The organism is Paracoccus sp. N5, assembly GCF_000371965.1.
GTDB lineage: Bacteria > Pseudomonadota > Alphaproteobacteria > Rhodobacterales > Rhodobacteraceae > Paracoccus.
This window is the reverse complement of sequence record NZ_AQUO01000001.1, coordinates 571,317-590,731: the sequence shown is the minus strand read 5'-3', so window position 1 is coordinate 590,731 and position 19,415 is coordinate 571,317. Positions and strand designations below refer to the sequence as shown.

At 68.6% G+C, this 19,415-nt stretch carries 18 protein-coding genes; 8 read left to right on the top strand and 10 right to left on the bottom strand.

From position 1 onward, the window contains the following. Positions 1-18 precede the first annotated feature (18 nt). Entirely contained in the window at positions 19-792 is a 774-nt protein-coding gene (locus PARN5_RS0102985) for a sulfite exporter TauE/SafE family protein (RefSeq protein ID WP_017998313.1), read from the bottom strand. 210 nt (positions 793-1,002) lie between these two features. Here PARN5_RS0102985 and PARN5_RS0102980 point away from each other — a divergent pair, with 210 nt between their 5' ends. The 3 genes from PARN5_RS0102980 (at position 1,003) to PARN5_RS0102970 (ending at position 3,572) form a co-directional block, all read left to right on the top strand. Beyond that, a complete protein-coding gene (locus PARN5_RS0102980; protein ID WP_017998312.1) occupies positions 1,003-2,658 on the top strand; it encodes an acyl-CoA dehydrogenase family protein in 1,656 nt (551 codons plus the stop codon). 76 nt (positions 2,659-2,734) lie between these two features. Then, the gene (locus tag PARN5_RS0102975) at positions 2,735-3,157 is read left to right on the top strand and encodes an META domain-containing protein (protein WP_017998311.1); all 423 of its coding nucleotides are present in this window, start codon (positions 2,735-2,737) and stop codon (positions 3,155-3,157) included. Positions 3,158-3,188: 31 nt separating this feature from the next. Further along, on the top strand, positions 3,189-3,572 hold the full coding sequence (locus PARN5_RS0102970) for an META domain-containing protein (protein WP_017998310.1): 384 nt from the start codon (positions 3,189-3,191) through the stop codon (positions 3,570-3,572). Here the strand turns inward: PARN5_RS0102970 and recO are convergent. Then, complete coding sequence (recO, locus tag PARN5_RS0102965; RefSeq protein ID WP_017998309.1) at positions 3,541-4,269, bottom strand: DNA repair protein RecO; 729 nt, start codon at positions 4,267-4,269, stop codon at positions 3,541-3,543. The genes PARN5_RS0102970 and recO overlap by 32 nt on opposite strands. Positions 4,270-4,332: 63 nt before the next feature. On the opposite strand from recO, the gene ade reads away from it, so the two are divergent. After that, positions 4,333-6,114: an adenine deaminase gene (ade, locus tag PARN5_RS0102960; RefSeq protein ID WP_017998308.1), complete on the top strand. Its 1,782-nt coding sequence runs from the start codon at positions 4,333-4,335 to the stop codon at positions 6,112-6,114. Between the two features lie 53 nt (positions 6,115-6,167). Here ade and recF read toward each other — a convergent pair whose 3' ends face one another. The 6 genes from recF to mutM form a co-directional block, all read right to left on the bottom strand. Further along, a complete protein-coding gene (recF, locus tag PARN5_RS0102955) occupies positions 6,168-7,247 on the bottom strand; it encodes a DNA replication/repair protein RecF (RefSeq protein ID WP_017998307.1) in 1,080 nt (359 codons plus the stop codon). Beyond that, entirely contained in the window at positions 7,244-8,362 is a 1,119-nt protein-coding gene (gene dnaN / locus PARN5_RS0102950) for a DNA polymerase III subunit beta (protein ID WP_017998306.1), read from the bottom strand. Before dnaN ends, recF begins: the two co-directional genes overlap by 4 nt. A 79-nt stretch (positions 8,363-8,441) precedes the next feature. Further along, complete coding sequence (dnaA, locus tag PARN5_RS0102945) at positions 8,442-9,788, bottom strand: chromosomal replication initiator protein DnaA (protein ID WP_017998305.1); 1,347 nt, start codon at positions 9,786-9,788, stop codon at positions 8,442-8,444. A 528-nt stretch (positions 9,789-10,316) separates the two neighbouring features. Next, on the bottom strand, positions 10,317-10,586 hold the full coding sequence (gene rpsT / locus PARN5_RS0102940; protein ID WP_017998304.1) for a 30S ribosomal protein S20: 270 nt from the start codon (positions 10,584-10,586) through the stop codon (positions 10,317-10,319). A 148-nt stretch (positions 10,587-10,734) separates the two neighbouring features. Then, entirely contained in the window at positions 10,735-11,511 is a 777-nt protein-coding gene (locus PARN5_RS0102935) for an enoyl-CoA hydratase (protein WP_026155133.1), read from the bottom strand. 114 nt (positions 11,512-11,625) lie between these two features. Beyond that, positions 11,626-12,468 carry a bifunctional DNA-formamidopyrimidine glycosylase/DNA-(apurinic or apyrimidinic site) lyase gene (gene mutM / locus PARN5_RS0102930; protein WP_017998302.1) on the bottom strand — a complete coding sequence of 281 codons (843 nt, stop codon included), beginning with the start codon at positions 12,466-12,468 and terminating at the stop codon, positions 11,626-11,628. 76 nt (positions 12,469-12,544) lie between these two features. On the opposite strand from mutM, the gene ubiE reads away from it, so the two are divergent. The 4 genes from ubiE (at position 12,545) to PARN5_RS0102910 (ending at position 17,585) form a co-directional block, all read left to right on the top strand. Continuing rightward, positions 12,545-13,297, top strand: a complete 753-nt coding sequence (ubiE, locus tag PARN5_RS0102925; RefSeq protein WP_017998301.1) for a bifunctional demethylmenaquinone methyltransferase/2-methoxy-6-polyprenyl-1,4-benzoquinol methylase UbiE — start codon at positions 12,545-12,547, stop codon at positions 13,295-13,297. Positions 13,298-13,299: 2 nt separating this feature from the next. Continuing rightward, entirely contained in the window at positions 13,300-14,838 is a 1,539-nt protein-coding gene (gene ubiB, locus PARN5_RS0102920; protein WP_017998300.1) for a 2-polyprenylphenol 6-hydroxylase, read from the top strand. A gap of 50 nt (positions 14,839-14,888) precedes the next feature. Next, a complete protein-coding gene (locus PARN5_RS0102915) occupies positions 14,889-15,707 on the top strand; it encodes a TIGR00282 family metallophosphoesterase (protein WP_036744548.1) in 819 nt (272 codons plus the stop codon). A 99-nt stretch (positions 15,708-15,806) separates the two neighbouring features. After that, complete coding sequence (locus PARN5_RS0102910) at positions 15,807-17,585, top strand: SLC13 family permease (protein WP_017998298.1); 1,779 nt, start codon at positions 15,807-15,809, stop codon at positions 17,583-17,585. 144 nt (positions 17,586-17,729) lie between these two features. Here PARN5_RS0102910 and PARN5_RS0102905 read toward each other — a convergent pair whose 3' ends face one another. Both PARN5_RS0102905 and PARN5_RS0102900 read right to left on the bottom strand, forming a co-directional pair. Then, the gene (locus PARN5_RS0102905) at positions 17,730-18,563 is read right to left on the bottom strand and encodes a lysophospholipid acyltransferase family protein (RefSeq protein ID WP_017998297.1); all 834 of its coding nucleotides are present in this window, start codon (positions 18,561-18,563) and stop codon (positions 17,730-17,732) included. Next, entirely contained in the window at positions 18,560-19,339 is a 780-nt protein-coding gene (locus PARN5_RS0102900) for a GNAT family N-acyltransferase (RefSeq protein ID WP_017998296.1), read from the bottom strand. The genes PARN5_RS0102905 and PARN5_RS0102900 overlap by 4 nt, the downstream gene beginning before the upstream one ends. Between the last annotated feature and the right edge of the window lie 76 nt (positions 19,340-19,415).

Below are 19,415 nucleotides of genomic sequence, written 5' to 3'. Positions count from 1 at the left end.
CCTGTCTTGGCGGCAGGGTTACACCGGCGGCCCCAGCAGTTCCAGCGCCCGGCGGATCAGGTTCAGCCCGGTCAGAACCAGCAGCAAGAGCGTCCAGCGCCGGAACTGCGCCACGTCCAGCCGGTCATGCGCCAGATAGCCCAGTCCCATGCCGATGATCGCCGGAATGACCAGCGCGGCGGAAAAGGGCAGCGTCTGCGCGTTCAGCAGCCCCGATTGCAGATGCGCCGCCGTCAGCACCACGGCGCCGATGAAGAACACCACGCCTTGCACCCGCATCTGTTCGGCCTTGGGCGCATGCAGCGACAGCAGGAGCACGATCAGCGGCGGCCCCCAGATGCCCGAGATGCCGCCGATCAGCCCGCCGATGATGCCGGTGGCGATCTCGGCCCGGCGGCGGTGGTGGATCGGCAGCGCCAGGCTGCGGCCGGCCAGCTGCCAGCCCGCGTAAAGCGTGATCGGCACGCCGATCAGCGCATACATCAGCCATTGCGGCACCCGGGTCGCGAAAAAGGCGCTGACCGGGATGAACAGCACCACCATGCCGATATGCCAGCGATAAGCCCAGCTCGCCCGCGCGGCCGGCCGCCAGCCCTGGCGCAGCGCCTGGCGGATGTTGGTCAGCAGCACCGGCAGGATCACCGCCGCCACCGCCTGCTGCGCCGGCAGGAACGATCCCAGCGCGGAAAGCATGATCATCGGCATGGCAAAGCCGATCGCGCCCTTCACGAAGCCGGAAAACAGCGTGATGGCGATGGCGAGTGCCAGGTGGAAAGGGTCCAGTCCGAACATGAGGCAGCCATAATGCAGGGGGCGGCGGATGCAAGCGGGTCGGGGGCTCTGCCCCCACGCCTGCGGCGTTCCCCCGGGATATTTGGGCAAGAAAGAAAGGCCGAGTTCGGTGGGTCATTTTCGTTCGCTGAGATGCCGCCCCGCGCATGATAGTTGCGCTGCGGCCGCGAAACGGCTAGTCATGCTGCGACGCCGCAAAAGGATTCCGCCATGAAGGACATGCCCGCGATGCCAGCCGACACGCCCGCCGCCCTGCTGGAGCTTGCCGCCAAGACCGTGCCCGAGCTTCAGGCCCTGCAATCCCGCGCGACCGAGGCCCTGCGCGCGCTGGTCGCCCCCGCCGGCAAGCCGCAGGCGGAGCTGCTGGAGGAACACCAGCACGCCGCCCATACGCTGTCCTGGCTGACCACCTATGTCGAATCGATCCGCCAGCTGGCCGGCTGGGCCGGCCGTCTGTCCGAGACCGGCACGCTCGGCCGGGCCGAGGCGCTGATCCTGCAGATCGGCCTGGGCGAATACCTGACCCAGATCGCCGGCGGCATCCCGATGAGCCAGACCGAATTCGCCCGGCTTTCGGACCTCGGCCTCGACTGGACACCGGGGGACGCGGCGCGGGCGCTGATGCGCGGCAATACCCCTGCCGCCCGGGCCGAGCTGGTGCGGCTGATGCAGGACAACCACGGCCGTGCCACCTTCGGCGCCTCGGGCCTGGACGAGGATCTGGAGATGATCCGCGACCAGTTCCGCCGCTATGCCGAGGATCGCGTCATCCCGAACGCCCATGAATGGCACCTGAAGGATGAGCTGATCCCGATGGAGATCATCGAGGAGCTGGCGGAGCTCGGCGTCTTCGGCCTGACCATCCCCGAGGAATTCGGCGGGCTCGGCCTGTCCAAGGCCTCGATGGTGGTGGTGACCGAAGAGCTGTCGCGCGGCTATATCGGCGTCGGCTCGCTGGGCACGCGCAGCGAGATCGCGGCCGAGCTGATTCTCTGCGGCGGCACCGATGCGCAGAAGGCGAAATGGCTGCCGAAGCTCGCCTCGGGAGAAATCCTGTCCACGGCGGTCTTCACCGAGCCGAACACCGGCAGCGACCTCGGGTCGCTGCGCACCCGCGCGGCGAAGGACGGCGACGATTGGGTCGTCACCGGCAACAAGACCTGGATCACCCATGCGCAGCGCACCCATGTGATGACGCTGCTGGCGCGCACCGATCCGAACAGCACCGACTGGCGCGGGTTGTCGATGTTCCTGGCGGAAAAGATTCCGGGCACCGACGACGACCCCTTCCCGACCCCCGGCATGACCGGCGGCGAGATCGAGGTGCTGGGCTATCGCGGCATGAAGGAATACGAGCTGGGCTTCGACGGCTTCCGCGTGAAGGGCGAGAACCTGCTGGGCGGCGAGCCGGGGCGCGGCTTCAAGCAGCTGATGGAAACCTTTGAATCGGCACGGATTCAGACCGCGGCCCGCGCCGTCGGCGTGGCGCAATGCGCGGCCGAGATCGGCCTGCGCTATGCCATCGACCGCAAGCAGTTCGGCAAGTCGCTGATCGAGTTCCCCCGCGTCGCCGACAAGCTGGCGATGATGGCGGTCGAGATCATGATCGCCCGCCAGCTGACCTATTTCAGCGCCTGGGAAAAGGACCACGGCCGCCGCTGCGACCTGGAAGCCGGCATGGCCAAGCTCTTGGGCGCCCGCGTCGCCTGGGCGGCCGCCGACAACGCCTTGCAGATCCATGGCGGCAACGGTTTCGCGCTGGAATACACCATCAGCCGGGTGCTGTGCGACGCGCGCATCCTCAACATCTTCGAGGGCGCGGCCGAGATCCAGGCCCAGGTTATTGCACGCAGGTTACTGGACTAGGATGAAATTCCGGCCCCTGCTGGACAGCGGGGGCCGTTCAGGCATTATGGCGGCAACAACAGAACCGGAGCTGCCAATGACCCGCATCCCCCTGATTTCCGCGGCGATTGCCGCCACGCTGGGCCTTGCCGCCTGCGAGCCGAACGCGCCCTCGACCCCCGGCTCGAACGTGCCGACCGGCCCCTATGTGCTGGTCGGCATCGGCTCGGACACCGTGCCGCAGCGCAATGTCGGCATGACCATCGAGGCCGACGGCTCGATCTCGGGCCAGGCGCCCTGCAACCACTATTCCGCGCCGCAGACCGCCGAGCCGCCGGGCTTTGCCCTGGGCGCGCTGACCAGGACGGAAGCGGCCTGTTCGGGCAAGGCCGGCCAGCTGGAATCGCGCTACTTCCAGGCGCTCTCGGGCGCCAATGGCATCAGCTACGAAGGCGGCGTGCTGACCATCAAGGGGCCGACCTACCTGACCTATGAGCCGGGCTATCGCAAGGAGAAATGACCAGGGGCGCGCCCTCGCAAAGGAGCGGACGATGCGGAAAATCCTGCTCGCCCTGCCGCTGGCCCTGGCGGCCTGCGTGACGGAAGCCGAAACCGATGCGGCCATCCCCGGCGATTACGCGCTGATCGCGGTCGAGGGGGTCGCGGTCTCGGGGGAGCCGAGGCTGCGCATTGCCGAGGACGGCGCGGTTTCGGGGCAGGGCCCCTGCAACAGTTTCACCGGCCGCAACCGGGCCACGCTGCCGGCGCTGGACCTGGGCGCGCTGGCGACCACCCGGCGCGCCTGCCTGCAGGAGGGCGGCGAGCACGCCTTTTTCCAGGCGCTCGCCGCGGTGCGCGAGGCGCGGCGCGAAGGCGACGCCCTGGTCATGACCGGACCCGATGTCACCATTCGCTGGAAGGTTGTGACCCCGTAAGCCGCGCCACCAGCCGGGCGCGGGCGGCGGGCAGCGGCCTGCCGGCATGGATCTCGGCCAGCCGGGCATGCAGGAAATGCCCGGTCAGCGCCAGGGCATCCGCCAGCCCGCCATTGCCGCGCCCGCCCAGCATCGCCGGCAGCGGCAACAGCCGCGGCGCCCAGTCCCCCGCCGCCTGTGCCGACACCGCCCGGCCCGAGCGCGGGCTGACATAGGCCAGCCCCTCGCGCGTGCCGGTGACGGCACAACGGGTCAGGTCCAGGCCGAATCCCAATTCGTCGAGCAGCCGCATTTCCCAGCGCAGATAGGCCTCGGACCAGTCGGCGCCGGCATCCATCAGGTCCAGCAGCACCTCGGTCGCGTCCGCAAGCCGCGGATGCGGGTCGCGCTCGGGCAGGGCCCAGGCCAGCAGCGCCGTCACCGCATTGACCCCGGCCAGCGCATCCGCCCCGGCGATGAGCCCGGGCCGCGCCCGGCCCGGCTCGACCACAAAGGTGCCCAGCTGATCCTCGAGCCGCGCCCGCCAGCGCAGGCTGACCCTGTTGCCGGGTTGCAGCATGGCCGCGCGCCTGGCGCTGGCGCCGCCGGGCACCAGCCCGCGCATCAGTCCTGCCTCGCGCGTCAGCACGGTCAGGATCACGGCATTCTCGCCATGCCTCGCGCCGGTCATCACGCTGGCCTCGCCGCTCCATTCCATCACGCCGCCTTTCCTTCCGCGCCACCCTGCCGCAATCTGGGGGCCAGGAACAAGGAGACAGCGATGCTGAAGCAATGGACGGAATCCCAGCCGCGCCTGGTCGAGGTGGCGGCCGGCCGCGCCCCGGCCGATCTGGTGATCCGGGGCGGGCAATGGGTGAACGTCCACACGCGCGAGGTGATCCCCGGCATCGACGTGGCGGTGGCCGACGGCCGCGTCGCCTATGTCGGCCCCGATGCCGGCCCCGCGATCGGCCCTGACACGCAGCTGGTCGAGGCGGCGGGCCGCTTCATGGTCCCGGGGCTGATCGATGCGCATATGCATGTCGAATCGGGGATGCTGACGCCGGCCGGCTTCGCGGCGGCGGTGATCCCGCATGGCACCACGACGATCTTCCACGACCCGCACGAGATCGCCAATGTGCTGGGTCTGGAAGGCGTGCGGCTGATGCGCGACGAATCGCTGATCCAGCCGATCAGCATGTTCACCCAGATGCCCAGCTGCGCGCCCTCGGCCCCTGGCCTGGAAACCACCGGCGCGCCGATCACCGAGGGCGAGGTCGCCCAGGCCATGGGCTGGGAGGGCATCGTGGCCTTGGGCGAGATGATGAACTTCCCCGGCGTCGCCGCGGGCGACCGCCAGATGCTGGCCGAGATCGCCGCGACCCGCGCGGCGGGCAAGACCGTCGGCGGCCATTACGCCAGCCTCGACTTGGGCCGCCCCTTTCACGCCTATGTCGCCGGCGGCGCCAATGACGACCACGAGACGACGACCGAGGCGCAGGGCATCGCCCGCGTCCGCCAGGGCATGGGCTGCATGATGCGGCTGGGCTCGGCCTGGTATGACGTGGCAAGCCAGATCACCGCGATCACCGAAAAGGGGCTCGACCCGCGCTTCTTCATCCTCTGCACCGACGACAGCCATTCCGGCACGCTGGTCCATGACGGCCACATGAACCGGGTGGTGCGCCACGCCATCGCCTGCGGCTGCGATCCGCTGGTGGCGATCCAGATGGCGACGATCAATACCGCGAGCCACTTCGGCCTGGAACGCGAACTGGGCAGCATCACCCCGGGGCGCCGTGCCGACCTGATCCTGAGCAGCGACCTCACGATCCTGCCCATCGAGACGGTGATCGCCCAAGGCGCTGTGGTGGCGGAAGGCGGCAAGCTGCTGGTCGATTGCCCGCGCATCGCCTGGCCCGAGGCGGCGCGCAACTCCGTGCATCTGGGCAAGACCCTCACCGCCGGCGACTTCGAAATCCGCGCCGCCGGCGACAGCGCCCGCGTCCGCGTCATCGGCGTGGTCGAGAACCAGGCTCCGACCCGGGCGCTGGAGGCCAGCTTGCCGATCCGCGACGGCGTGATCGAGGGCCAGGGCGAGACCTGCCAGATCGCGCTGGTCGAACGCCACCGCGGCACGGGCGGCGTGGTCAACGGCTTCGTCTCGGGCTTCGGTTACCGGGGCCGAATGGCGGTCGCCTCGACCGTCGCGCATGACAGCCACCACATGATCGTCGTCGGCACCGACCGCCAGACCATGGCCGCGGCCGCGAACCACCTTGGTGCGCTCGGTGGCGGCGTCACCGTCTTCCGGGACGGGGAAGAGCTCGCCAGCGTCGCCCTGCCCATCGCCGGGCTGATGTCCGACCGTCCCGCCACCGAAGTCGCCGAGGCCGCCCAGGCCATCGTCCAGGCGATGCAGGATTGCGGCTGCACGCTCAACAACGCCTATATGCAGCATTCGCTGCTGGCGCTGGTGGTGATCCCGGAACTGCGGATCTCGGACCTGGGCCTGGTCGATGTCACCCGCTTCGAACGGGTGGAACTGATGCTCGACCCCTGAGCTTCACCGTTTCCCAAATACCCGAATCGATGCGAAGCCGGCTTCTTTGCTCCTCAAATACCCATGGCGAGGCTCGACGTCTCGCCCTGCCGCTCGACCGCCAGGAACTGCGCCCGGCCCCGCAGGGCCTCGAACAGATCGGGCCCGGTGCCGGTCAGCAGGCTCTGCGCGCCCAAGCCGCAGATCTCGTCGTAAAGCGCGGCGCGGCGGTCCGCATCCAGATGCGCCGCCACCTCATCGAGCAGCAGCACCACGCTTTCCCCCGCCAGCGCCCGGGCATTGGCGAGGATCAGCGACAGCAGCAGCGCCTTCTGCTCGCCGGTCGAGGACAGCGCGGCGGGCATCGCCTGCGGCCCCCAATGCGCGCCCAGGTCGGCGCGATGCGGGCCGGTCAGCGTGCGTCCGGCGGCCATGTCGCGGCTGCGGCCCTCGGCCAGCCGGGCGGCGATGCGCGCGGCGTCGGGATCATCCGCGAAACCCTCGCCCGGCAGCAGCGCCAGGCTGGCCGAGGGGAAGGCGGTCCCGGCCCCGTCCTGCGCCGCGGTGATTCGGGCGATGGCGTCCAGCCGGTTGCGCGTGATCGCCGCGCCCATCTCGGCCATCTGCGCCTCCAGCGCCCGATACCAGCCGGGGTCGCGGATATCGTCCCTCAGCAGCCGGTTGCGCTCGCGCATCGCCTTTTCGTAACCCAACGCATCCTCGGCATGGCTCGGCGTGAAGCTCAGCGTCACCCGGTCCAGGAAGCGCCGCCGCTGTTCCGGCGCGTCGGTCCACAGCCGGTCCATGGCCGGGGTCAGCCAGATCACCCGCATCAGCCGGCCAAGCGCGATCTGCGTCGCGGGCTTGTCGTCGATCGCCACCTCGCGCGGCTGGCCGGGCAGGGCGCGGGTCGCGACCTCATGCTCGCCGATCCGGGCGCGGATCTGCCAGCCGACCTCCGGCCCCTTGCGGGCCTGGTCGCCGGGCGCCGCGCCGCGCATGCCGCGGCCGGGCGACAGCATCGAGATCGCTTCCAGGATATTGGTCTTGCCCGCGCCGTTCGGCCCATGGATGGCGACGGGCCGGTCGTCCAATTCGATGTCGAGCCGGGCCCAGCTGCGGAACTGGACCAGGTGCAGCCGGGAAAGCGTCACACGCGCATCGGCATCACGACATAGACCGCGCTGGTGTCGCCGCCCTCGCGGATCAGCGCCGCGTCGCCCGAGCCGTTGAACAGGAAGACCGCGTTCTCGCGCTCGATCTGGCTGGCGATCTCGTGCAGGTATTTGGCGTTGAAGCCGATCTCCAGCGGCTCGTCGGCATAGGCCACGGGCAGTTCCTCATCGGCCGCGCCGGCATCGGGGGCATTCACCGACAGGACCAGCCGATCCTCGTCGAGCGACAGCTTGACGGCGCGCGAGCGTTCGCTGCTGACCGTCGCCACCCGGTCCACCGCCTTGGCGAAATCGCCGGCGTCCACCTCCAGCTTGCGGGCATTGCCCGAGGGGATCACGCGGCTGTAATCCGGGAAGGTGCCGTCGATCACCTTCGAGGTGAGCGTGATGGTCGGCGTCGCGAAACGCACCTTGGTCTCGCTGACCGAAACCGCGATCTCGGCCTCGTCGTCGTCCAGAAGCTTCTTCAGCTCACCCACGGTCTTGCGCGGCACGATCACGCCGGGCATGGCCTCGGCCCCCTTGGGCAGGGGCGCGTCGATGCGGGCCAGCCGGTGGCCGTCGGTCGCGACGCAGCGCAGGCTGGGGCCGTCCTCGCCTTCGGCCACATGCATATAGACGCCGTTCAGGTAATAGCGGGTCTCTTCGTTCGAGATGGCGAATTTCGACTTGTCGAACAGCCGGCGCAGCACCGCCGCCGGAGCCGAGAAATTCGCCGAATATTCTGACGAGGACATGACCGGGAAATCCTCGCGCGGCAGGGTCGCGAGGCTGAAGTTCGACCGCCCCGCCTGCACCGAAAGCCGCTGCGAGGCCGCGTCCAGGCTGAGCTGCACCAGCGCGCCGTCCGGCAGCTTGCGGGCAATGTCGTTCAGCATCGAGGCCGAGACCGTGGTCGCGCCCGGCCGCTCGACCTGCGCCTGCGCGCGGTCCACGATCTCGGTGTCCAGGTCGGTGGCGCGCAGGCTGACGCCTTCCGGCGTGGCCTCGATCAGCACGTTGGCCAGGATCGGGATGGTGTTGCGACGCTCGACGACGGACTGGGCCTGAGAGACCGCCTTCACCAGATCGGCACGTTCAATCGAAAATTTCATGGTCGGTCCTCAAGTCGATCTTGCGCGGCGGCGCGGGGCGCCAATTTGGCACAATTCCGCACAAGGTCAAGCGGATGGATCAGGCTTCCAGCAGGCGGCGCAGCAGGTCGATGTCCTCGGCCAGGCTGCGGTCCGCGCCGCGCAATTCCTCGATCTTCTTCACGCCATGCATGATGGTGGTGTGATCCCGCCCGCCGAAGCGGCGCCCGATCTCGGGCAGGCTGCGCGAGGTCATCTGCTTGGACAGATACATGGCGATCTGCCGCGGCCGGGCGACGGTGCGCACGCGCTTCGGCCCGATCATGTCGGCCAGGCGGATGTTGTAATGCTCGGCCACCTTGCGCTGGATCTCCTCGATGGACACCTTGCGGTCGTTGGCGCGCAGGATGTCGGCCAGGCATTCCTGGGTCATGTCCAGGGTGATCTCGCGGCCCATCAGGCTGGCAAAGGCGAACAGCCGCTGCAACGCGCCTTCCAGCACCCGGACATTCGAGGTGATGCGATGCGCGAGGAACTCCAGCACGCCCGGCGCGATCAGCAACCCGGGATATTGCGCGCGGAAGCTGTCGGTCTTGCTTTGCAGGATGCCCAGGCGCAGCTCGTAATCGGTCGGGTGCAGGTCCACGACCAACCCGCATTGCAGGCGCGACTTGATGCGCTCTTCCATGTCCTTGATCTCGCCCGGCGCGCGGTCGGCCGAGATGACGATCTGCTTGCCCTGATCGACCAGGGTGTTGAAGGTGTGGAAGAATTCCTCTTGCGTGCTGTCCTTGCCGGCGATGAACTGCACGTCATCGACCATCAGCACCGAGACGGTGCGGAACAGCTCCTTGAAATCCATCACGGTGCGGTCGCGCAGCGCCTGGACAAAGCGATACATGAACTGCTCGGCGGACAGATACAGCACCCGCGCCTCGGGCTGGCGGATCTGGATCTCGCGCGCGATGGCATGCATCAGGTGGGTCTTGCCCAGGCCGACGCCGCCGTAAAGGAACAGCGGGTTGAAGGTCACCGGCCCGCCCTCGGCCACCCGGCGCGCGGCGGCATGGGCCAGCTCGTTCGGCTTGCCGACGACGAAATTCTCGAAGGTGAAGCGGCTGTCCAGCGGCGCGGCCAGATCCTCGTCCACCGCGGCGCGGGGCGCCGGGCGCTTCACCGCGGGGGCGGCGGCCGGCGGGCGGGCCGAGGCGCTGCGGGTCTCGAAGCTCAGCCGCTGCACCGGGCCGCCGACGCGGTCCAGCACCTTCAGGATGTCGTCGCTGTAATGGCGCGAGACCCAGTCGGACAGGAAGCGCGTCGGGCAGGCGATGGTCGCGGTGCCCTCGGCGACGCCGGTCAGGCGCAGCGGTTCGATCCAGGTCGAGAAACTGTCGGCTCCGACGATCTTCTGAAGTTCCGCACGCGCCTGTCCCCAAACTGTGTCCATTGTCTCGCCCAAGTCCGTCTCTTGTCCCCGATCTCTGCCGGATTCCCGGCATGAGGCGCCTTGCACCGGCCCGACGGACAAATTTCGGCAACAGGACATCCGGCGCCGCCGAAGCGTCGCGCAGAGCCGTCCTGCGGCCGAAACGTTCAGACACGAAACGCAGGCCGGTGGCAGCCGGCTTGCGCGTCATCGGTAGCGGATCCAAAAATTGATCCTGCTGCCGCTTCAGCGGGTGGCGGTCGTGCTGACCGCTGAAGCATGTCCCCCAGGCGCGATGGTGAATCGCAGGGACGAAGCTAGCAAGAACCGCCGCCGCCCAGCAACCGATCTTCGCGCTTGACAGTCACTTTGCCGCATCGAATCTGGCCGGCGCCGCGGCTGCACCGCGCGATCCTGCAAATCCCTGATTTTCCTGGGGAAAGCTGGTGCCTCTTCATGCGAAAGGGCGCGCTCCAGAGGAGTGCGCCCCTAAATCTTGCACCCGACAGTTGCGCAAATGCCGCATCCGCCGGGTGGTCCGGTGGCCGATCAGGCCGTGGCCAGCGCCTTTACCCGGGCCGCCAGGCGCGAGATCTTGCGCGAGGCGGTGTTCTTGTGGACGACGCCCTTGGTGACACCGCGCATCAGTTCCGGCTGGGCGCTTTTCAGGGCTTCGGCGGCCGCGGCGGCATCGCCCGAGGCCAGCGCCTCTTCGACCTTGCGCAGATAGGTGCGGATGCGCGAGCGGCGCGCCTTGTTGACGGCGGTGACCCGCTCGATCTGGCGGGCGCGTTTCTTGGATTGGGGCGTGTTGGCCATGGGTTCTGTCTTTCTCTCGTAATCTCTGTCACGCAAAAGCCCCACGGCACCGTCCCCGAAAAGGACGGTCATGATTCTTGCCTTAAGCGGGCCCACGCGCATGTAAGCCCGGGCCTATACAGCGCCCCGGGCCGAAAGCCAAGCCAAATCAGCGGTCGCGGAACTGCGGCTCGCGCTTTTCCAGGAAGGCGGCCATGCCCTCCTTCTGGTCCTCGGTCGAAAACAGCGCCTGGAAGCTGCGGCGCTCGAACAGCACGCCCTCGCGCAGCGTGGTCTCATAGCTGCGGTTCACGGCCTCCTTGGCGGCGACGGTGGCGATCTGCGACTTCTCGGCGATCTTCTTGGCCACCGCCATCACCTCGGCCAACAGCTTCGCGGCCGGCACCACGCGGCTGACCAGGCCCGAGCGTTCCGCCTCGGCCGCATCCATGAAGCGGCCGGTCAGGTGCATGTCCATCGACTTCGACTTGCCGACAAAGCGGGTCAGGCGCTGGGTGCCGCCGATGCCGGCGATAACGCCCAGGTTGATCTCGGGCTGGCCGAATTTCGCATTGTCGGCGCAGATGATGAAGTCGCAGGCCATGGCCAGCTCGCAGCCGCCCCCCAGCGCATAGCCCGACACCGCGGCGATGATCGGCTTGCGGGCCGCGGTGATGCGGTCGATCTCGTCGCCGAAGATATTGCCGGTATAGACGTCGACGAAGCTCTTGCCGGACATCTCCTTGATGTCGGCGCCGGCGGCGAAGGCCTTCTCGCTGCCGGTCAGCACGATGCAGCGCACCTTTTCGTTGCGGTCGGCCTCGGTCACGGCATCGGCCAGCTCGCCCATCAGCTGCGAGTTCAGCGCGTTCAGCGCCTCGGGCCGGTTCAGCCGGATCAGGGCCACATAGTCGTCGATCTCGACGGTCAGGGTCTGGTAAGCCATCATCTCATCGCCTTTCGAACCAAATTGGCCGCGACTCGTAACAAAAGCGCGACCGCAAGGCCAGCGCGCTTCTTTGCTCGGAAAATACCCCCGCCGGAGGCAGGCGGGCCGGGCTCAGCGCTGGCAATGCGGGCAGAAATAGCTCGACCGGCCGGATTGCACGATGCGTTCGACGGTGCCGCCGCAGCCATTGGGGCAGGGCGCGCCCTCGCGGCCATAGACGCGGAAGGAATGCTGGAAATAGCCCAACTCGCCCGTCGCCTGCCGGTGGTCGCGCAAGGACGAGCCGCCGGCGGCGATGGCTTCCTCGAGCACGGCGCGGATATGGCCGACCAGCGCCGCGAGGTCCGCGGCCGTGACCTGCCCCGCCAGCCGGCGCGGGTCGATGCCGGCGCGAAACAGCGCCTCGGAGACATAGATATTGCCCAGGCCCGCGACGATGCGCTGGTCCAGCAGCGCCGCCTTGACCGGGGTGCGCCGCCCGGCGAAGGCCGCCGCCAGGACCGCGGGGGTGAATTCCGGCGACAGCGGCTCGGGGCCCAGCTGCGCCAGCAGCGGATGCGCGGCGCCGGGCGCGACCAGGTCCACCATGCCGAATCGGCGCGCGTCGTTGAAGGTGATGCGGGTGCCCTGGTCGGTCCAGAACACCACATGGTCGTGGCGCGGCAGGATCGCCGGGTCGCGGTGGAAATCGCCCTGCGACTCGCCCTCGATCAGCATCCTGCCCGACATGCCCAGATGCAGCAGCAGGCTGCCGCGATCCTGAAGGTCGGCAAGGATATACTTCGACCGCCGCCGCAGCCCCGTCACCCGCGCGCCCGTCAGCACCTGCACCAGGTCCGGCGGCAGCGGCCAGCGCAGGTCGGGGCGGCGCGCCTCGGCCCGGGCGATGACATGGCCCTCGAGATGCGGGGCAAGGCCACGGCGGACGGTTTCGACCTCGGGCAGTTCTGGCATTTCTTTTCCATTCGTCGCATGGTGCGCCGCGCGCTTTCGGACTATCTGGGCGCGAAACGACGGATGGACAAGCGCGATGACCGACGACCCCAGCAAGCAGACCCATTTCGGCTTTCGCACCGTGGCCGAAAAGGACAAGGCCGGGCTGGTCCATGGCGTCTTCTCGCGCGTGGCCTCGCGCTATGACGTGATGAACGACCTGATGAGCATGGGGATCCACCGCGTCTGGAAAACCGCGATGATGGACTGGCTGGCGCCGCGCGACGGCCAGCACCTGCTGGACGTGGCCGGCGGCACCGGCGACATCGCCTTCCGCTTCCTGGAACGCGCCCGGGACGCCCGCGTCACGGTCTGCGACATGACCGAGTCGATGCTGGTCGAGGGCAGGAAGCGCGCCAAGGCCGGCAAGCTGGCGGACCGCCTGGCCTGGGTCACCGGCGACGCGATGGCGCTGCCCTTCGCCGACGACAGCTTCGACCGCTACACGATCAGCTTCGGCATCCGCAACGTCACCCGCATCCCCGATGCGCTGGCCGAGGCGCGCCGCGTGCTCAAGCCCGGCGGCCGGCTGATGGTGCTGGAGTTCAGCCAGATCCCGGTGCCGATGCTGCAATGGGCCTATGACCGCTATTCCTTCAACGTCATCCCGGTGATGGGCCAGGTCGTCGCGAACGACCGCGACAGCTATCAATACCTGGTCGAATCGATCCGCAAATTCCCCGATCAGGAGACCTTTGCCGAGATGATCCGCGCCGCCGGCTTCGGCCGGGTGCAATGGCGCAACCTGTCCATGGGCATCGCCGCGCTGCATTCCGGCTGGAAGCTGTAACGATGCGCGGCCCGCACAACATCTGGCGGCTGGTCCGCACCGGCGCCACGTTCGAGCGCACCGGCGCGATGAAGGTGGCGCTGGACGCGGCCGAGGCTCCGGCCCGCCTCCGCGTCGCCGCGCGCATCCTGGGCTGGCCCTTCGCCTGGCTGGGCTACAAGGGCGATCCGTCCCTGCCGCCCGTGACCCGCGCCATCACTGCGCTGGGGCCGGCCTATATCAAGTTCGGCCAGATCCTTTCCACCCGCCCGGACGTGGTCGGGCCCGAGCTTGCCGACCAGCTCGCTATGCTGCAGGACCGGCTGCCGCCCTTTCCGCAGGACCAGGCCCGGCGCATGGTCGAGGCCGACCTCGGCCGTCCGATCGAGGCGCTGTTCAGCGAATTCGCCGAGCCGGTTGCGGCGGCCTCGATCGCGCAGGTCCATCGCGGCCGCCGCGCCGACACCGGGCGCGAGGTCGCGGTCAAGGTGCTGCGCCCGGGCATCGAGGGCGCCTTCCGCCGCGACATCGACGCCTTCCACTTCGCCGCCGGCATGATCGAGCGGCTGTCGCCCGCGACCCGCCGCCTGCGCCCGCGCGACGTGGTGGCGCATTTCGAATCCGTGGTCATGGGCGAACTGGACCTGCGGCTCGAGGCCGCCTCGGCCTCGGAATTCGCCGAGAATACCGCGGGCGACGCCGGCATGCAGGTGCCGAAGCCGCATTGGCATCTCTCGGCGCGGCGCGTGCTGACCAGCGACTGGGCCGAGGGCCTGCCGATGGGCGACGTCGAGGGGCTGCGCGCCGCCGGCCACGACCTGCCGACCATCGCCGCCCGGGTGCTGCAACTGTTCCTGCAGCACGCGCTGCGCGACGGCTATTTCCACGCCGACATGCACCAGGGCAACCTGAAGGTCGCGGCGAATGGCGATGTCATCATCTATGATTTCGGCATCATGGGCGAGATCGACGAATACACCCGCCGCGTCTATGCCGAGATCCTGATGGGCTTCATCCGCCGCGATTACGAGCGCGTGGCGCGGGTGCATTTCGAGGCGGGTTATGTCCCGCGCGACCGAGACATCAAGGAATTTTCCCGCGCGCTGCGTGCGGTGGGCGAGCCGATCTTCGGCGCCGACGCCAGCCAGATCTCCATGGCGAATCTTCTGGCCTATCTCTTCGAGGTCACGGAACGATTCGGCATGGCGACGCGGACCGAGCTGATCCTGCTGCAGCGCACCATGGTGGTGGTCGAGGGCGTGGCGCGCAGCCTCGACCCGCAGATCAACATCTGGCAGGTCGCGCGGCCGGTGGTCGAAAGCTATATCCGCGACAACCTCGGTCCCAAGGCCGCGGCGCGCGACCTGGGCCGCGCCGTCCAGGTGCTGGGCCGCTTCGCGCCGCTGCTGCCGGAATTCCTGGAACGCCGCATGCCCGAACTGCTGCGCGAGCCGCAGATCGTCGCGGTGCCGGTCCGCCGGGGCAGGGGGATGGCCCTTGGCGTGGTCCTGGGGGCTGTGCTGGCGCTTTCGGGCGTAGCGCTGGGGCTGTGGCTGGGCTGAAGCGGCGAACCGGGGTTGAGCGTCCCGGGGCTTTGGCCTAACGCTGTCTCATGCGAATCCTCTACCTCGGTGATGTTGTGGGGCGCGCCGGTCGGCGCGCCATTTCGGAAGGGCTCGAACCGCTGAAGCAGCGGCTGGGGGTCGATTTCACCATCGTGAACGGCGAGAACGCCAGCGGCGGCATGGGCCTGACGGGGGGGCACGCCAAGCTCATACTCGATTCGGGTGCCGATTGCGTGACACTGGGCGACCATGCCTTCGACCAGAAGGAAATGCTGTCCTTCATCGAGACCGAGCCGCGCATCATCCGGCCGCTGAACTATTCCAAGGTGGCGCCCGGCCGCGGCGCGCGGGTGTTCGAGGCGACGCGCGGCCGCAAGGTGCTGGTGGCGCAGGCGCTGGGCCAGGTCTTCATGAAGCGACCCTTCGACGACCCGTTCTCGGCGCTCGACACGGTGCTGAAGACGCATCCGCTGGGCGGGCTGGTGCAGGCGACGGTGGTCGACATCCATGCCGAGGCCACCAGCGAGAAGATGGCCGTCGGGCATTTCTGCGACGGCCGCGCCAGCCTGGTCATCGGCACCCATACCCATGTGCCGACCGCGGACACGATGATCCTGAACCGCGGCACCGCCTATCAGTCCGACGCCGGCATGTGCGGCGACTATGACAGCGTCATCGGCATGGAAAAGACCGAGCCGCTGCGCCGCTTCCTGACCGGCATGTCCAGCGAGCGCTTCACCCCGGCCGAGGGCGAGGCGACGCTCTGCGGCGTGCTGGTGACCACCGACGACCACACCGGCAAGGCCAGCGCTGTGCAGGCGTTGCGCATGGGCGGCCGGCTGGATCCCGCGCCCGCCGGTGCCTGAGCGGGAAAGCCATGCTGTTTCGCTTGCGGCGGTGGAGAAAATAATTCTAATACCCCACCGAAAGGGCCGTGATTAACAGCGCCTCTGGACAGGATCTTCATGCTGGGTTTCGAACTGACCGGGACGAATGCGGCCATCGCCATGCTGGCCATCATCGTCGTGATGTTCATCGAATTCGTCCGCGAGCGGAACCCGCCCGAGGTGGTGGCGATCGGCACCGCGGCGGTGCTGATGCTGCTGGGCCTGCTGCCGGTCAAGGACGCGGCCTCGGTGCTGTCGAACGCGGCGCCCTGGACCATCGCCTTCATGTTCCTGATCATGGGCGGCCTCTTGCGCACCGGCGCGCTGGAAATGATGTCGCAGCTTGTCACGGCCCATGCGGGCGACCATCCCCGGTTGACGCTGGCCGGGCTGTTCGGCTTCGTCATCCTGGCCTCGGCGATCATGAACAACACGCCGGTGGTGGCGGTGATGATCCCGATCTTCATCCAACTGGCGCTGCGGCTGGGCACCTCGCCGTCGAAATTCCTGATGCCGCTCAGCTATTTCACCATCCTGGGCGGCATGATGACGCTGATCGGCACCTCGACCAACCTGCTGGTCGACGGGGTGGCGCGCGAGGCGGGCATGGTGCCGTTCTCCATCTTCGAGATCGCGCCGGTCGGCATCGCCATCACCCTGGCCGGCATCGCCTATTTCGCGCTGATCGGCTGGAGGCTCTTGCCCGAGCGCACCTCGCTGGCCGGTTTCCTCGGCACTCGGCGCGGCATGAAATATTTCACCGAGGTCGCCGTGCCCGCCGATTCCAGCCTGGTCGGCATGAACGTGAACGAGGTGCCGCTGTTCAAGCGCGACGCCGTGCGGGTGATCGACGTGCTGCGCGGCGACCTGTCGCTGCGCCGCAACCTGGCCGAGGTGGTGCTGGAGCCGGGCGACCGCGTGGTGCTGCGCTCGGAAATGGCGGAACTGCTCGAGATGCAGGCCAACAAGAACTTCCAGATGGTCGACAAGCTGAGCTCGGTTGCGACCGAGACGGTCGAGGTGCTGATCTCGCCCGGCGCGCGGCTGGTGGGCCGGCGGCTGGGCGACATGCGCCTGCGCCGCCGCTATGGCGTCTATGTCCTGGCCGCGCATCGCCGCAGCCAGAACATCGGCCGCCAGCTCGACGACCTGGTGGTGCAGGTCGGCGACACGCTGCTGCTCGAAGGCGCGCCCGAGGACATCGGCCGCCTTGCCGCCGACATGGAGCTGGTCGATGTCTCGCGGCCCTCGGCGCGGCCCTACCGCCGCTCCAAGGCGCCGATCGCGGTGCTCTGCCTTTTGGCGGTGGTGTCGCTGGCGGCGCTGGACGTGGCGCCGATCATGGCGCTGTCCTTCGTCGCGGCGGCGATCATCCTGATCACGCGCTGCGTCGATGCCGAGGAGGCCTTCGAATTCGTCGATGCCCGGCTGATGGCGATGATCTTCGCCATGCTGGCGGTGGGCGAGGCGCTGGAACATACCGGCACGGTGACCCTGGTGGTGGATTTCGTCGCGCCCTGGCTGCGCGGCCTGCCGCCCTTCGCCACGCTGATCGCGGTCTATTTCCTGGGCCTGGTGATGACCGAGATCCTGTCGAACAATGCCGTCGCGGTGCTGCTGACGCCGGTGGCCATCGCGCTGGCCAAGTCGCTGGGCCACGATCCGCGCGCCTATGTCGTGGCGGTGATGTTCTCGGCCACCGTCGCCTTCGCGACGCCCATCGGCTACCAGACGCATCTGATGGTCTATGGCCCCGGCGGCTACCGGTTCAGCGATTTCGTCAAGGTCGGCGTGCCCCTGGACATCATCTGCGGCATCGTCGCCTGCCTGACCATCCCGCTGTTCTGGCCGCTCTAGGCGGCAACGCGGTCGGGGCGTCGCGGCTGCTGGGGTATTTGAGAAACAAAGAAGGCGATCCTCTGGCTTCCCCGGGATGCGTGCTTCCTTGTGGCCTTCTTTGTTTTGCAAATACCCCGACAACGGCGCCACCGGCGCGGCGCGTCAATCCTGGCCGAAACCTTGCCGCACCGCCGCTTCCGCCTTGGCGGACAGCGTCTTGCGGGTTTCTTTCGCCACCGGGACCGGCGGCAGCAGCCGCACCGTGACCGAGCCCTGGCGCGGCTCGGCCAGGACCGCCAGCAGATGCGGACCCAGCGCCATGCTGCCCCACCAGCCATAGAAGCGCGGGTCGCGGCCCGGGGGGGCGTGGTAATGCGCGCTCATCGGCTGGATCGCGAGGCCCTGGGGCAGGGCGGGGTCGAGGAAGCCCTGGAACAGGGTCGGCTTGAAGGGCAGCACGCGGCGCCCGTCGCTGCTGGTGCCCTCGGGAAAGAACAGCAGCCGGTGGCCGGCGCGGGTGCGGGCGGCGAATTCCTCGGCCTGCCGGCGCGCGAGGCGCGGATCACGGGTGACGAAATGCGTGTCGGTCACGCGGGTCAGGATATTGATGCCGGGCCAGCCGGCCACTTCGGATTTCGACACGAAGAACACCGGCATCGCCGCGTTCAGCACGAAGATGTCGAGCCAGCTCGAATGATTCGCGACCACGGCGCCCGGGCCGCGCAGCGGCGTGCCCTCGCAGCGCCAGCGCAGGCCCAGGATCCACAGGCAGAGCCGGCAGACCAGCTGGACATGCGGCCCGGTGACCGGACGGCGCGGCCCGGCGAAAAGCCGCTCGATCCAGCGCATCGGCAGGATCAGGATCACGCCGATCAGCAGCACCGAGACGATGCCCACGCCCCGCGTCGCCACCAGCAGCCAGCCCAGGGCCGAGGGGCGGGGGATGGCGGGCGGCGTGGCCTCGCCGTGCCAGGTGCCCGGGGACGACTCGCTCATTGGCCCTGCCGGGTCTCGTAGAACTTGCGGTGCTTTTGCGACATGGCCCGGGTGTCGACCATCAGGAAGACGTCGGTGGTGTTGAAGGGGCGGTCGAGATAGGCGCCTTCGCCGACCAGCCCGCCCAGCCGCAGATAGGCCTTGATCAGCGCCGGCATGCCGGTCATGGCCGCGCGGCGATCGAGCTCGGCCTCCGGGATCAGGTCCATCGCCTGGAAACCCTCGGGCCGGGCGCGGGGCCGCAGCGTGGCGGGGGCCAGGTGGTAATGGTGCAGCCAGCTCAGCGGCTGCGCCAGGGCCTGCGCGTCGGTGCCGTGGAACGAGGCGACGCCGAACAGGATCTCGATCTGGCGGCTCAGCACGTATTCCGCCAGCGCGCTCCACATCAGGAACATGCCCGAGCCGCCGCGAAACGCCGGGTCGACGCAGGACCGGCCCAGTTCCAGCAGCGAGCGGCCGGCGGCGCGCAGCGCCGTCAGGTCATATTCGCTGTCGCAATAGAAGCGGCCGAAACGCTCGGCCCGGTCGCCCGGCAGCAGCCGGTAGACGCCCACGACATGATCCAGCGCCTGGCGCGAGCGGCGGTTGTCCACCAGCACCAGGTGATCGACCACCGGGTCGAATTCGTCGCGCTCCAGCCGGTCGGCGTGATCGACCAGGGCGCCGTCGCCGCCCAGTTCCTCGACGAAGACGCGATAGCGCAGGCGCTGCGCCGCCAGAAGGTCGGTCTCATCCGTGGCGAGACGGGTTTCGAAGAAGGAGGTTTCGGGCGTCATCGTCCGGGCATGGCCTGCCTGTTGGGGATCCGGCCCCGTGTCTAGGCGCGGCCGGACGACATTGCAACCGCGTCCG